Below are 13,808 nucleotides of genomic sequence, written 5' to 3' on the forward strand. Positions count from 1 at the left end.
CTTACTTCTTCTTGCCGAAGCCGGAGAGGCCGCCGGGCATACCGCCGCCCATGCCGCCCATGCCACCGAGACCGCCCATGCCGCCGAGGCCCTTGCCGCCGAGGCCCTTGCCGCCGCCCATGGCCTTAGCGGCCTCTTCCAGCTGCTTGGGGTCCATCTGCGACGGGTCCATGCCTTCGGGCATGCCGCCGCCCTTGCCCATCATCTGCTTCATGGCCTGTTTCATCATGCCGCCTTTGCCCATCTTGCCCATCTTCTTCATCATGTCCGCCATCTGGCGGTGCATCTTCAGAAGCTTGTTCAGGTCGGACACTTCCATGCCCGCCCCGGCGGCGATGCGTTTCTTGCGGCTGGCCTGAAGGATCTGCGGGTTGGCGCGTTCCTTCTTGGTCATCGACTGGATCAGGGCGATCTGCCGGGTCAGGACCTTGTCGTCCATGCCCGAGGCCTCGACCTGCTTGGCCATCTTCTTCATGCCCGGCATCATGCCCATCAGGCCGTCCATGCCGCCCATCTTGATCATCTGCTCAAGCTGCATCTTCAGGTCGTTCATGTTGAACTGACCCTTGGAGAAACGCTTCATCATGCGTTCGGCCTGCTCGGCCTCCAGCGTTTCCTGCGCCTTCTCCACCAGGGCGACGATGTCGCCCATGCCCAGGATGCGGCCCGCGATACGCTCGGGCTCGAAGGTTTCCAGCGCCTCCATCTTCTCGCCGAGGCCGACGAACTTGATGGGCTTGCCGGTGATGGCGCGCATCGACAGGGCGGCGCCGCCGCGCCCGTCGCCGTCCATCCGGGTCAGCACGACGCCGGTGATGCCGATGCGTTCGTCGAAGTTCTCGGCGGTGTGCACGGCGTCCTGGCCGGTCAGGCCGTCGACCACCAGCAGCGTCTCGCGCGGGTTGGCCACGTCACGGACGGCCTCGACCTGGGCCATCAGCTCTTCGTCGATGGACAGGCGGCCGGCGGTGTCGAGCATGTAGACGTCATAGCCGCCCAGACCCGCCTGGGTCTTGGCCCGCTTGGCGATCGCCACCGGGTCCTCGCCCTTGACGATGGGCAGGGTGTCGACGCCGATCTGGGTGCCCAGGATCGCCAGCTGTTCCATGGCCGCCGGGCGGTTCACGTCGAGCGAGGCCATCAGGACCTTCTTGTGCTCACGCTCCTTCAGGCGCTTCGCGAGCTTGGCGGTGGTGGTGGTCTTGCCGCCGCCCTGCAGGCCGACCATCAGGATCGGCGCGGGCGGGTTGTCGATCTTCAGCTTGCCGGGCTCACCGTTCTCGCCCGCCAGCACGGCGATCAGCTCGTCATGGACGATCTTCACGACCTGCTGGCCGGGGGTCACCGACTTGGTGACCGCGGCGCCGGTGGCCTTCTTCTCCACCGCCTTGATGAACTGCCGCGCCACGGGCAGCGACACGTCCGCCTCCAGCAGGGCAACGCGCACTTCCCGCAGGGCGGTCTTGACGTCGTCTTCCGACAGGCTGCCGGCCTTGGTCAGGCGATCGAAGACGCCGGAGAGGCGTTCGGATAGATTTTCAAACATGCCCCGGCCCTCCAATGGCCTCTGACTGAATTACCCCCCAGATGGGTGGGGGAGGTGACAAGCTCAACCATGTGGCCCGGCGAGGTCGGCACAAAGTCCGAGCGCACCAGTGGGCGCAACGCGCTGACTGGTGGCGATCCCCGCATAAGGCGATGGGACCGGAATCAACTTAGACTCCGGGATATTGTCGCGCGGTTTACGCCGCAGGGTGGGGGGAGTCAACAGGAGCGGCCTGTGACGGCCCCGCGGGGCACTAGACGGGCCGGGCGGCGGGGGCCACCCGGCGAAGGTCACACCGGCGTGCTGTGATAGGGATGCTTACCGGGCTTGCCCAGGTCGGAGGCATGCATACCCTTCAGCAGTGCCGCGTTCATTTCCATCGCGGTCATCCAGAAGGTGACACCTGCCATCCAGCTGTAGGCGGCAGCCTGGGCGGGGGTGAAGGCCGGGTAAAAGGCAAACATGATACATTCCTCCCTTCGTTCCCGCAGGGACAGGGAAGGCGCCTGCGGGGGAAGACTGGACTATAACAGAGTCGCGGCGATTTACCTTGCGGTAGGTCAAACCGCGACGGCGTGACGTTTTGCCATTGCATTTCCGCACGGAAACCGATCTGTCTGACGGCATAGTTTTCTTGCGCACATGAGATTTCGAGGTGGCCGCATGGATAATTGGGACGAAATCCGCACCGCGTACCAGGTCGCCCGCCTGGGCACCGTGTCCGGCGCCGCCGAGGTTCTGGGGGTGCACCACGCCACGGTGATCCGCCACATCGACGCGCTGGAAAAGCGGCTAGGGGTGAAGCTGTTCCAGCGCCACACCCGTGGCTACACCGCCACCGAGGCCGGGCAGGACCTGCTGCGCGTGGCCCAGGCCACCGATGACCAGTTCAGCCAGCTGTCGGCCCGGATCAAGGGACGCGGCAACGAGGTCTCGGGCGAGCTGGTGGTGACCACCATCGGCGGGCTCAGCCAGTTGCTGGTGCCGATCCTGGCGGGCTTCCAGGCGGAATACCCCGACGTGCAGCTGCGCTACCTGACCTCGATGCGTCTGTTCCGGCTGGAATACGGCGAGGCCCATGTGGCGATCCGCGCGGGCAGCCCGCCGCAGCAGCCCGACAACGTCGTGCAGCCCTTCCTGACTCTGAAATCCGCGATCTACGGCAGCCGCGAATATATCGACCGATACGGCATGCCGGACATTCCCAACCGGATGGCGGGGCATCGCTTCGTCGGTCTCGACGACCAGGCCAGCCGCGCGCCCTTCGCGCAGTGGATGCGGGAAACCGTGCCCGCGCACCAGGTGGTCTTCCGCTCCGGCGACACCCGCGCGGTCCGTCAGGCGGTCCTGTCGGGTGTCGGCATGGGTTTCCTCGGCACCTATGAAAGGACCGATGGCGGTGACCTGGTGGAGGTGCACCCGCCGCTGGAGGAATGGGAAAGCCGGCTGTGGCTGGTCACCCACATGGACCTGCACCGCACGACCAAGGTCCAGGCCTTCCTGAAATACCTCAAGGACCATACGGAGCACCTGCGGGACGAGGTCGTATGACCCACGCCGATCTGCGGGGCTCGGCCGCCGAACGGCGGAAGGGGCACCTGGCGATGCTGGCCTTCTCGGCCATCGTCGCGGGCAGCTTTCCCCTGGGGGGCATGGCCGCCCCACACGTGGATCCCGCGGCGTTGACCGCGGTGCGGCTGCTTCTGGCGGCCGGGGTCGTGGGGGGCGTGGCCCTGGCGGGGCCGGGCCTGCATCTGGCGCAGTTCCGGGCGCCTTGGCGTTACCTCCTGCTCGGTGGCCTCTTCGGCGCCTATTTCGCGCTGATGTTCGAGGGGCTGAAGACGGCGGAGCCGGTCTCCACCTCGGCGGTCTTCACCCTGGTGCCGCTGCTGTCGGCAGGCTTCGGCTGGCTGCTGCTGCGGCAGGTAATGACCGGACGCATGGCGCTGGCGCTGACCATCGGCGCCCTGGGGGCGGTCTGGGTGATCTTCCGCGGCGATCCCGGGGCCCTTCTGGGCTTCCACCTGGGACGGGGCGAACAGATCTATTTCCTGGGCTGCGTGGCCCATGGCCTCTACACGCCCCTCGTAGCCAGGCTGAACCGGGGCGAGTCGGCGGTGGCCTTCACCTTCGGCACGCTGCTGGCGGGGGCGGGGCTTCTGGCGATCTGGGCCTCCCCGTCGATCCTGGCGACCGACTGGCTGTCGCTGCCGCCGATCGTCTGGATCACGCTGCTTTACGTGGGTGTCTTCGCCTCCGCCGTGACGGGGGTGCTGTTGCAGTTCGCCTCCTTCCGCCTGCCCTCGGCAAAGGTCATGGCCTATACCTACCTGACACCCAGCTGGGTGATCCTGTGGGAGGCGATGCTGGGCCGCGGCCTGCCGCCGGTGATGATGCTGGGCGGCGTCGGGCTGACGGTGGTGGCGCTGCTGATCCTGCTGAAAGACTAGCGGCCCGAGGCCTCCTCGCCCGGCTCCTCATCGGGGCCGGGCAGGTCGGCGGGTGCCAGTTCCGTTTCCAGGAAGCGCTCGAAGGCATCCAGGTTGATCGCCTCGAACTGGCCGAAGCCCTGCATCCAGACCGAGGCCTCGCGCAGGGCGTCGGGCTGCAGCTTGCACCACTTCACCCGCCCGCGCTTCTCCTGGGCGATCAGCCCGGCATTGGCCAGGATCACCAGGTGCTTTGAAATCGCGGCCAGCGACATCTCGAAAGGCTCGGCCACGTCGGTGACGGCCATGTCGTCTTCCAGCAGCATGGTCAGGATCGCCCGACGGGTCGGATCCGAAAGCGCCGCGAAGATGGTGTCGAGGGAAGGGGCCATGGCCTCGGGGTACGCCGCGCCCGGGCGCCGGTCAACGCCAAAGCTCAACCCGCGGGTTGAGCGTCAGGCGACCGTCTACTCCGGCAAAACACCCGGAACAGCCCCGGAAATCCATGTTCAACCGAAGGGTTGAGAATGCCCTTTCAGCCCCTTTCGGGCGCTGCCGTGGGGCATTTCCTTGAATCCTCCTCTATTCATCTCGTCAAAAATACTCAAATTCAACAGCTTACCACCCGAAACCCCGCCTGATCACGAGGCGTTGACTCGGACCCCTCCGCCGCTTAGCAAACCAGCAACCAAAGCGGGGATCTCTCTGCCATGTCTGACCCGGATCACCGGACGCGCCTTTCGGATCTCGAAGCCCGGATCGCTGCGGCCAAGGGCGGCAAGCAACAGGCCTCGCACGGACAGGATCATTACTCTGCGGCCCAGGTGGGCTGGAGGATGGTGACGGAACTCGTGGCCGGGCTCTTGCTCGGCTTCGGCATCGGATACGGGCTCGACTGGCTGATCGGCACGGCGCCCCTTCTGATGATCACCTTCACCCTCCTGGGCTTCATAGCCGGGGTCAAGACGATGCTCCGCTCCGCGCAGGAGCTGCAGGAACAACCGACCGGCAAGACGTCCGGTGACGATGACGAGGGATAAGCATGGCGACTGAAGCAGCGCACGGTGCAGAAGAAGGTTCCAGCCTGGTCTTCCACCCGATGGACCAGTTCATCGTGAAGCCGCTGTTCGGCGGCACCGAGGTGCATTGGTACACGATCACCAACGTGACCCTGTGGATGGGCATTACCGTCCTGGCGATCCTGGCGCTGATGGTACTGGCCACCTCGGGCGCCAAGCGCATCCCGTCGCGCGGCCAGTCGATCGCGGAAATGGCCTACGGCTTCGTCTACAAGATGATCGAGGACGTGACCGGCAAGGACGCGGTGAAGTTCTTCCCCTATGTCTTCACGCTGTTCATGTTCATCGTCTTCTCGAACCTGCTGGGTCTGCTGCCGATGTCCTTCACGCCCACGTCGCACTTCGCGGTGACGATCGTGCTGGCGCTGGTCGTCTTCCTGACCGTGACCATCGTGGGCTTCGCCCTGCACGGCGCGCAGTTCCTGGGCCTCTTCTGGGTCTCCTCGGCGCCCGCCGCCGTCCGCCCGCTGCTGGCCCTGATCGAGGTGATTTCCTACTTCGTTCGCCCGGTCAGCCACTCCATTCGTCTGGCGGGCAACATGATGGCCGGCCACGCCGTCATCAAGGTCTTCGCCGGCTTCGCAGCCATCGCAGCGGTCTCGCCCGTTGCCATCATTGCCATCGTCGGCATGTACGGGCTGGAGATCCTGGTGGGCTTCATCCAGGCCTATGTCTTCACGATCCTGACCTGCGTGTACCTCAAGGACGCGCTGCATCCGGCTCACTGAGTTTCGAACATCCGTAGGGCAGGTCCGCCTGCCGTGCGATCCAATCCAGCCAATTCCAACGTAAGGAGAAAACGAGATGGAAGGCGATATCGCAGAACTGGGCAAGTACATCGGTGTTGGTCTGACCGCCATCGGCATGGGCGGCGCAGCCATGGGCGTGGGCAACGTGGCAGGCAACTTCCTGTCCGGCGCGCTCCGCAACCCCTCCGCCGCTGCCTCGCAGACCGCCACGCTGTTCATCGGCATGGCCTTCGCAGAAGCCCTGGGGATCTTCTCGTTCCTCGTCGCTCTGCTGCTGATGTTCGCCGTCTAAGACTGCCGGAACAGATCCTTACGCGCGGGTGGGCCCTTCGGACTCACCCGTGGTAACTTGACTACAGATCCAGTTCCCGGGAGTTCGCAGAGATGGCGACCGAAACGCACGACGCCGTGGAAGGTGCTGCCCACGCAGCCGAATCCGCAGGCATGCCGCAGCTCGATTTCTCGACCTGGGGCAACCAGATTTTCTGGCTGATCGTCACGCTCGTCGTGATCTACCTGATCCTCACCAAGATCGCGCTGCCGCGCGTCGGGGCGGTTCTGGCGGACCGGGCGGGAACGATCGCCAATGACATCGCCGCCGCGGAAGAGCTGAAGCAGAAGGCCAAGGAGGCGGAAGCCGCCTACGACAAGGCCCTCGCCGATGCCCGCGCCGAAGCCTCTCGTATCGTCGAGGCCACCAAGGCCGAGATCAATGAGGAGCTGAAGGCCGCCACCGCCAAGGCCGATGAAGAGATCGCCGCCAAGGCCGCCGAAAGCGCCAAGGCCATCGACGAGATCCGCGCCGGCGCCGCCGAGGCCGCGGAAACCGTCGCCAAGGATACCGCCGCCGAGCTGGTCGCCGCCCTGGGCTTCACGCCCAAGGACGACGAGATCGAAGGCGCCGTTTCCGAGCGTCTGAAAGGATGAGCCCGATGAAGAAACTCGCCCTTCCCGCCGCTCTGAGTGTCGCGGCCACCCCGGCCTTCGCGGCCACCGGCCCGTTCTTCTCGCTCGGCAACACCGATTTCATCGTGTTGATCGCCTTCATCGTCTTCGTTGCGGTGCTGGTCTACTTCAAGGTTCCTGGCCTGATCGTCGGTCTGCTGGACAAGCGGGCCGATGGCATCAAGTCGGAGCTGGAAGAGGCCAAGGCCCTGCGTGAAGACGCCCAGGCGCTGCTGGCGTCCTACGAGCGCAAGCAGAAGGAAGTGCAGGCCCAGGCGGATCGCATCGTCGAAAGCGCCAAGGCCGAAGCCGCCGCCGCCGCCGAACAGGCGAAGGTGGATCTGCAGGCCTCGATCACCCGCCGCCTGGCCGCCGCCGAAGAGCAGATTGCTTCGGCGGAGGCTTCGGCCGTGAAGGATGTCCGCGACACGGCGATCACCGCCGCGGTCTCCGCCGCGCGGGAGGTCATCGCCAAGCAGATGACCGACGCCAAGGCCGCCGAGCTGACCGAAAAGTCCATCGAAGAGGCCAAGACGCGCCTCAACTGAGCCGCCTCTCTTCGCTGACACTCTACAGACCCCCGGCCCCGCGCCGGGGGTTTTGCTTTGCGCAGCGATCAGGTGCGTATAGGCGGACCGCCCCGCGATGTCAGCTTCCTCAGACACTGGCTGGAACTACCTCGGGGGAGACGCGCGCCCGGCGCGCGACGGGGGCAGAGCCCCCTCGGCGGCGCGGCCCGCGGAGCTGTCAGCTGCGGGAGGTTTCCCGGTCCAGCCGCATCTGCGCGATCTCCTCGCGCCGGGCGGCATCCAGCCGCGCCTGGTAGGCGGCCCGGACGAAATCCAGGTGCGCCTCGACTGCGGCGCGGGCCGCCGCCGGATCCCGCGCCTGGATCGCGTCGTTGATCGCCCGGTGCTGGTCCAACAGCCGCTCCGCCGCCGCCATGCCGTCGAACATGATGTCCCGGTTGTAGAAGACGCCGGAGCGCAGCAGGTCCAGCATGGACCGCATCATGTGCAGCAGGACGATGTTGTGCGAGGCCTCCAGGATCGCCATGTGAAAGGCCGCGTCCAGCCGTGCCTCCTCGGCCGCGTCCACCTTGCCATGCGCCGCCTCCATCTTGGCAAAGGTGGCTTCGACCAGTGCCAGTTCGGCGGGCAGACCCGCACGGGCGGCGCGCTCGGCGGCCTGGCCTTCGAGGTCACGGCGGAAGGAGATGTAGTCGAGAACCGCTTCTCCATGGCGCTGGAACAGCGCCACGAGGGCGGGAGAGAAAGCCGCGCCGAGGACGTCGGCCACGTAGACGCCGGATCCGGCGCGGGCCTCCAGCAAACCGCGCGTCTGCAGGTCCGCCAGCGCCTCGCGCAGCGAGGGCCGGGATACCTCCAGCCGTTCGGCCAGCTCGCGCTCCGCTGGCAGGCGTTCGCCCGGGCGCAGGATGCCGCGCAGGATCAGCAGTTCGATCTGGCGGGTCACCGCGTCGGCGCGTTTCTCGGGCGGGATGGGCTGAAAGGGCATGGGGCGGCCTCGCTTGGATTGGTCAGAAATTATGACCAGCGGCGCGGCCACGCAACCCTCACGCGGTCCTCGTCGGACTTAAGCATGCGTTAACCAGTGCCGGGGGAGGCTAGGCCCCATGCGTGTGGTTCTGCTGTCCCTTTCCTGCCTGTTGCTGCTGTCGGGCTGCGGCATGCCCGATCCGCATTTTCGCCACAGCCCAAGGGTGCGCGTGCTGATCGGCCCGGACACCTTCGATGTGCGCCGGCGCGGGCGCCTGGCGGAGGCGGTCCGGCGCAATCCGCGCTTTGCGCCCCGCCTGGGCCCGGTCGGGCCGCGCGCGGCGCGGGCCATGGCGCTGGTCACCGGCTGTCGCGTGACCGAGATCCGGGGCGACGCGGCGATGATCCTCGGGAGTCTCGATTGCGGCGACGGGGTGGGGCAGACAGGCGTCGTCGATCGACAGAAGTTGCCGCCCGAAGACTGCGAGATGGTGGAAAGCTGGCGCCAGTTGGGCGGGCAGGAGCTTGCCCTGGTGCTGGACTGTACGCGGATCTAGAGGCGCCGGGCGAAGGTCACGCTGGTCGGCCGGTCAAAGCCCGGGTGGGCAGTGCGCCCTACCTCTACGAAGCCCAGCCGGGTGAAGGTCGCGTGGTTCTCCACCAGTTCCACCCGGGTCTGCAGGCGGATCTCACGCAGGCCATGGGCCAGCGCCCGCGTTTCCGCCTGGCCGACCATCTGCCGGGCCAGCCCTTCCCCACGCCGCGCTGCCGCGACGGCCAGCTTGCCCAGGTAGAGGTGATCGTCCCGTGGCGCCAGCAGCATGCAGGCGGCGGGGGCGCTGTCGGGCGGCAGGATCCACAGCTCGGCCCGGGTGGCCTCCGCCGCCAGCTCTGCCACTCCCATGCGGGTCAGCGAAGACGGCGGGTCGATCCGCCCGTCCATGGTGGCAAAGCTGTCGCGCAACAGCGCCAGCACCGGCGCCAGGTTGTCCGAGGGGCCGAGGCGCAGCGGGGTCATGGCTCAGGCCACGGCCGGGACAAGGGTCTTGGTCATGAAGACCGAGACGCCGTTGTCCTCATAGTCGCCGAAGACCCCGCAGCGGGTGAAGCCATTGGCCTCGTAGAGGCGACAGGCGGCGGCCAGGGCGTCGCCTGTCTCCAGCTTCAGCACCGTCAGCCCCTCGGCCAGCGCCGTCTCCTCGATCCGGCGCAGAAGGGCCGTGCCCACGCCCCGCCCCCGGGCCGCCTCGGTCACGTAGAAGCTTTTGACCTCGCCGTAGCCTTCCTTGATCTGAAGAGCCGCGCAGCCCAGCGTTTCGGCCCCGTCGGCGGCGGTGAAGAACCGCACCGACGGATCGCAGAGCGCCTCATGGCTGAGAAAGTTGTTTTCCTCCGGCGTGTAGAGCTGCCGCATCAGCGCCTGGGAGGCGTCGAGCAGGGCCGAGGCCTCGGGCGCCAGGGGCGAGGCGGGGGCGATGTGAAGGGTCGTCATCTGGTCACTCCGTCGAAACTTGCGCCGTCGCGGCGTGGAGGTGGTCATAGTCTTGGGCACCATGCCCCGCCCGAACCTCAGCGCGCCACCCGGTCGCGCGCCGAAGCCCATCCGGGCAAAAGGCCGAAGGCCCGGGGGAACGGGCCGGTCGCATGCGCCCCCTGAGGCGGGCGGCAGGGGCATTCTGGCGCCGCCGGGGCCGAGGTCAAGCGCCACTCGCACGGTCCCGGCCTTCGCCGGGCCGCGTTGCGGGGGCCAGACGGCGCTGATTGGGCTGGTTTGCGCAATATCTTGTGGAAAACCGCCCATCCTATCCCAGATGCTGCGGGCCTCCCGTTGACTCGTGCGGCGCGGCTCCGCACCATTCCCTTTCAGGTCGGAATCACCCCGGGATGGCCCGGCAGGGTCCGACAGCCACCAGAGCAGACACCCCAGGCCCAAGCGCGGGAGCGCCGCATTGCATTTCTCCAGACTGAGACTGACCGGCTTCAAGAGCTTCGTGGACCCGACGGACCTGATCATCAATCAGGGCCTGACCGGGGTCGTGGGGCCCAATGGCTGCGGCAAGTCGAACCTGCTGGAGGCGCTTCGCTGGGTCATGGGGGAGAACCGCCCGACCGCCATGCGCGGCGGCGGGATGGAAGACGTGATCTTCGCCGGGGCCGCCACGCGCCCGGCGCGGAACTACGCCGAGGTCAGCCTGCATATCGACAACTCCGACCGTCTGGCGCCCGCGGGCTTCAACGACGAGGACCAGATCGAGATCATCCGCCGGATCACCCGCGACGTGGGCTCCGCCTACAAGGCGAATTCCAAGGATGTGCGGGCGCGGGACGTGCAGATGCTGTTCGCCGATGCCTCGACGGGCGCGCATTCGCCCGCGCTGGTGCGGCAAGGTCAGATCTCCGAACTGATCAACGCCAAACCCAAAAGCCGGCGTCGGATCCTGGAAGAGGCGGCAGGCATCTCCGGCCTCTACCAACGCCGGCATGAGGCCGAGCTGAAGCTGAAGGGCGCGGAACAGAACCTGACCCGGGTCGATGATGTGGTCGAACAGCTGGCCACGCAGCTTGGCTCGCTCGAACGCCAGGCCCGCCAGGCGGCACGCTATCGTGCCATCGGCGCGGAACTGCGCCAGGCCGAGGGCATGCTCCTTTATCGCCGCTGGCTGGAGGCCGAGGAGGCGCGCAACGTCGCGCTGGCGGAGCTGCGCGAACGCTCCACCGGGGCGTCGCAGGCGGAACGCATCGCGCGCGACCTGGCTGCGAAGCGGCAGGAACTGGAAGATGCGCTGCCCCCCAAACGCGAGGAAGAGGCGATCGCCGCGGCGGTGCTGCAACGGCTGACCGTGCAGCGCGACAGCCTGGGTGCCGAGAAGGAACGCGCGATGCAGGCGATCCTGACCCTGCAGAACCGGATTGAACAGCTGTCCCGGGACCGCGAGCGCGAGGCCGGGTTGAACAAGGACGCCGGCGAGACGATCGAGCGGCTGGACTGGGAGGCGCGCGAAATCGCCCGCGCCCATGATGGCCACGAGGAGCGCCTGGCCGAGGCTGCGGAACTGGCCACCGAGGCCGCCAGCGTGCTGTCGGACCGCGAGGCGGACCTGTCGACCCTGACCGAGGACGTGGCACGCTTGGCCGCGCGCTACCAGTCGGCGCAGCGCATGCTCGCCGACAGCCGCAAGGGCGCAGAGCGCAGCGAATCCGAGGCGGCCCGCGCCCGTGAGGCCGTGGCCGAGGCGCGCGGCAAGACCCAGGCGGCTGAAGAGGCCTTCGAGGCCGCCGAGGAGCGCGAGGAGATGGCCCGCGCCCAGGTCGAGACGGCCGAGGAGACCCTGGCGGAGGCCGAGGCCGCCCGCGCCGAGGCGCAGTCCGGCGAATCCGACGCCCGCGCCGCCCTGTCCTCGGCAGAGGGCGAGGCCAAGGCCCTGCAGGCCGAGGTGGGGGCGCTTGCGCGGCTGGTCGAACGCGAGTCCGGTGATGGCAAGCAGTTGCTGGACGCCGTGCGCGTCGATCCGGGCTACGAGAAGGCGCTTGGGGCAGCCCTGGCCGATGATCTGCGCGCGCCCGTGGTGGGCGCGGGGGAGCTGTCAGGCTGGGTCGAGCTGCCGGGATACGACGCGCCGCAGCCGCTGCCCGAAGGCGCCGCGCCGCTGGCCGCCCATGTGCGGATGCCGGGGGTGCTGGACCGGCGCATGGCGCAGATCGGCGTGGTCGAGGCCGGGCAGGGCGCCGCGCTTCAGGCGCAGCTGAAACCCGGCCAGCGCCTGGTCAGTCCCGAGGGCGACCTGTGGCGGTGGGACGGCTACCGCGCGGGCGCCGAGGATGCGCCTTCGGCCGCCGCCCTGCGCCTGGAACAGATGAACCGCCTGGAAGAGCTGCGCGGCGATCTGGCCGAGGCCGAAGAGCGCGCCGAGGCCGCGCGGGAGGCCCATGCCGACCTGGCCGAGCAGCTGTCGCAGCTGACTGCCGCCGACAAGGCCGCGCGCCAGGCCCGCGCCGAGGCCGACCGCCAGCTGGCCGAGGCCAGCCGGGCGCTGTCGCGTGCCGAAAGCGACCGTAGCCTGGCCGCCAGCCGGGTGGAAAACCTGCGCATGGCCGTGACCCGCCACGAGGAAGAGGCGCTGGAGGCCCGCGCCCAGGTGAAGGAAGCCGAGGCAGCGGTGGCCGATCTCGACGATCTCGACGAGGCCCGCGCCGGGATCGAGCAGATCCGCATGGCGGTGGAGGCGGCGCGGATGGCGATGATGTCGCGCCGCGCCGCCCATGACGAGATCCGCCGCGAGGGCGAGGCGCGCACGAAACGCCGGCAGGAGGTTCAGAAGGAGGTCTCGGGCTGGCGCCACCGCCTGGAAAGCGCTGATCGCCGCATCGCCGAACTGGATGAACGCCGCGCCGAGGCCGAGGAGCAACTGGAAGAGGCGCGCGCTGAACCCGAGGAGCTGGAGGCGCAGCGCGAGGAACTGACCGAGGCCATCGAGGAGGCCGAGGCCCGCCGCGCCACCGCCGCCGATGTCCTGGCCGAGGCCGAAAGCGCCCTGCGCGAGGCCGTGGCGGGAGAGCGGGATGCCGAGCGGACCGCGTCCGAGGCGCGCGAGGCCCGCGCCCGCGCCGAGGGTCACGCCGAAAGCGCCGCCCAGGCCGTGACCCAGGCGGCCGAACGCATCGCCGAGGCGATGGAGGTGACGCCGAAGCAGCTCCTGGAAAGCCTCGACATGGGCGTAGAGGATATGCCGCCCTCCGAGCGGATCGAGGCGGATGTGAACCGGCTCAAGCGCCAGCGCGACGGGCTGGGCGCGGTCAACCTGCGCGCCGAGGAGGATGCCAAGGAGGTGCGCGAAGAGCACGACACGCTGGTAGGCGAGAAGGCGGACCTGGAAGAGGCCATCCGTCAGCTCAGGAACGGCATCGCGGGCCTGAACCGCGAGGGGCGCGAACGCCTGCTGACCGCCTTCGAGCAGGTGAACGCCAACTTCTCCAACCTTTTCCGCCATCTGTTCAACGGCGGCGAGGCCAACCTGGAACTGGTGGAAAGCGACGACCCGCTGGATGCCGGGCTGGAGATCATGTGCCAGCCGCCGGGCAAGAAGCTGTCGACCCTGTCGCTCTTGTCCGGGGGCGAACAGACCCTGACCGCCATGGCGCTGATCTTTGCCGTCTTCATCGCCAACCCGGCGCCGATCTGCGTGCTGGACGAGGTCGACGCGCCGCTCGACGATGCCAACGTCACCCGCTTCTGCGATCTGCTGGACGAGATGTGCCGCCGGACCGAGACCCGCTTCCTGATCATCACCCACCACGCGGTGACCATGGCGCGCATGGACCGCCTCTTTGGGGTGACCATGCAGGAACAGGGCGTCAGCCAACTGGTTTCCGTTGACCTGAAGAAGGCCGAACAGCTGGTCGCCTGATCTCTTGCAGAGGTGCTATCGCCCTGTCGGGCGATGCCTCCGGCGGGAGTATTTGCGACAAGGTGAAGGAGCGGGGCAGCGCCCTGCCGGGTGCCGGACGTCAGCCTGCCTGCGGGCGCGCCCGTCCGTTTGCAGGGGCCGGCCGCCGCGGGGGCA

15 protein-coding genes are annotated in these 13,808 nt (G+C 68.0%); 9 read left to right on the forward strand and 6 right to left on the reverse strand.

From position 1 onward, the window contains the following. Nucleotide 1: 1 nt before the first annotated feature. Together ffh and CVM50_RS21345 are read right to left on the reverse strand one after the other, a co-directional pair. Nucleotides 2-1,546, reverse strand: a complete 1,545-nt coding sequence (ffh, locus tag CVM50_RS11535) for a signal recognition particle protein (RefSeq protein ID WP_085889412.1) — start codon at nucleotides 1,544-1,546, stop codon at nucleotides 2-4. Nucleotides 1,547-1,836: 290 nt separating this feature from the next. Next, the gene (locus CVM50_RS21345; protein WP_157792175.1) at nucleotides 1,837-2,010 is read right to left on the reverse strand and encodes a hypothetical protein; all 174 of its coding nucleotides are present in this window, start codon (nucleotides 2,008-2,010) and stop codon (nucleotides 1,837-1,839) included. A 199-nt stretch (nucleotides 2,011-2,209) separates the two neighbouring features. On the opposite strand from CVM50_RS21345, the gene CVM50_RS11540 reads away from it, so the two are divergent. Both CVM50_RS11540 and CVM50_RS11545 read left to right on the forward strand, forming a co-directional pair. Further along, a complete protein-coding gene (locus CVM50_RS11540; RefSeq protein WP_085889413.1) occupies nucleotides 2,210-3,097 on the forward strand; it encodes a LysR family transcriptional regulator in 888 nt (295 codons plus the stop codon). Then, nucleotides 3,094-3,996: a DMT family transporter gene (locus CVM50_RS11545; protein ID WP_085889414.1), complete on the forward strand. Its 903-nt coding sequence runs from the start codon at nucleotides 3,094-3,096 to the stop codon at nucleotides 3,994-3,996. Before CVM50_RS11540 ends, CVM50_RS11545 begins: the two co-directional genes overlap by 4 nt. Here the strand turns inward: CVM50_RS11545 and CVM50_RS11550 are convergent. Then, complete coding sequence (locus tag CVM50_RS11550; protein ID WP_085889415.1) at nucleotides 3,993-4,367, reverse strand: ArsR/SmtB family transcription factor; 375 nt, start codon at nucleotides 4,365-4,367, stop codon at nucleotides 3,993-3,995. The genes CVM50_RS11545 and CVM50_RS11550 overlap by 4 nt on opposite strands. 318 nt (nucleotides 4,368-4,685) lie before the next feature. Here CVM50_RS11550 and CVM50_RS11555 point away from each other — a divergent pair, with 318 nt between their 5' ends. The 5 genes from CVM50_RS11555 (at nucleotide 4,686) to CVM50_RS11575 (ending at nucleotide 7,296) form a co-directional block, all read left to right on the forward strand. Next, a complete protein-coding gene (locus CVM50_RS11555; RefSeq protein WP_085889416.1) occupies nucleotides 4,686-5,015 on the forward strand; it encodes an AtpZ/AtpI family protein in 330 nt (109 codons plus the stop codon). 2 nt (nucleotides 5,016-5,017) lie between these two features. After that, nucleotides 5,018-5,782: a F0F1 ATP synthase subunit A gene (locus CVM50_RS11560; protein ID WP_085889417.1), complete on the forward strand. Its 765-nt coding sequence runs from the start codon at nucleotides 5,018-5,020 to the stop codon at nucleotides 5,780-5,782. Nucleotides 5,783-5,858: 76 nt separating this feature from the next. Beyond that, nucleotides 5,859-6,095, forward strand: coding sequence for a F0F1 ATP synthase subunit C (locus tag CVM50_RS11565; protein WP_010142019.1), 237 nt, complete (start codon nucleotides 5,859-5,861; stop codon nucleotides 6,093-6,095). A 92-nt stretch (nucleotides 6,096-6,187) separates the two neighbouring features. Beyond that, nucleotides 6,188-6,730 (forward strand): F0F1 ATP synthase subunit B', encoded by a 543-nt coding sequence (locus CVM50_RS11570; RefSeq protein WP_085889418.1) that lies wholly within the window; start codon nucleotides 6,188-6,190, stop codon nucleotides 6,728-6,730. Nucleotides 6,731-6,735: 5 nt separating this feature from the next. Continuing rightward, nucleotides 6,736-7,296, forward strand: coding sequence for a F0F1 ATP synthase subunit B (locus CVM50_RS11575; protein WP_085889419.1), 561 nt, complete (start codon nucleotides 6,736-6,738; stop codon nucleotides 7,294-7,296). A 199-nt stretch (nucleotides 7,297-7,495) separates the two neighbouring features. Here the strand turns inward: CVM50_RS11575 and CVM50_RS11580 are convergent, their stop codons facing one another. Continuing rightward, entirely contained in the window at nucleotides 7,496-8,266 is a 771-nt protein-coding gene (locus CVM50_RS11580; RefSeq protein ID WP_085889420.1) for a FadR/GntR family transcriptional regulator, read from the reverse strand. A 118-nt stretch (nucleotides 8,267-8,384) separates the two neighbouring features. Between CVM50_RS11580 and CVM50_RS21715 the strand changes: the two genes are divergently transcribed. After that, the gene (locus tag CVM50_RS21715; RefSeq protein ID WP_198431892.1) at nucleotides 8,385-8,804 is read left to right on the forward strand and encodes a hypothetical protein; all 420 of its coding nucleotides are present in this window, start codon (nucleotides 8,385-8,387) and stop codon (nucleotides 8,802-8,804) included. Here CVM50_RS21715 and CVM50_RS11590 read toward each other — a convergent pair. Both CVM50_RS11590 and CVM50_RS11595 read right to left on the reverse strand, forming a co-directional pair. Further along, nucleotides 8,801-9,265, reverse strand: a complete 465-nt coding sequence (locus CVM50_RS11590) for a GNAT family N-acetyltransferase (RefSeq protein WP_085889421.1) — start codon at nucleotides 9,263-9,265, stop codon at nucleotides 8,801-8,803. The genes CVM50_RS21715 and CVM50_RS11590 overlap by 4 nt on opposite strands. Nucleotides 9,266-9,268: 3 nt before the next feature. Next, nucleotides 9,269-9,739 (reverse strand): GNAT family N-acetyltransferase, encoded by a 471-nt coding sequence (locus CVM50_RS11595; RefSeq protein WP_085889422.1) that lies wholly within the window; start codon nucleotides 9,737-9,739, stop codon nucleotides 9,269-9,271. 457 nt (nucleotides 9,740-10,196) lie between these two features. Here CVM50_RS11595 and CVM50_RS11600 point away from each other — a divergent pair, with 457 nt between their 5' ends. Next, on the forward strand, nucleotides 10,197-13,652 hold the full coding sequence (locus CVM50_RS11600) for a chromosome segregation SMC family protein (RefSeq protein ID WP_085889423.1): 3,456 nt from the start codon (nucleotides 10,197-10,199) through the stop codon (nucleotides 13,650-13,652). Nucleotides 13,653-13,808 lie beyond the last annotated feature (156 nt).

Origin of the sequence: Pseudooceanicola marinus, assembly GCF_002786295.1 — a bacterium.
In the GTDB taxonomy this organism is placed as follows: Bacteria; Pseudomonadota; Alphaproteobacteria; order Rhodobacterales; family Rhodobacteraceae; genus Pseudooceanicola; species Pseudooceanicola marinus.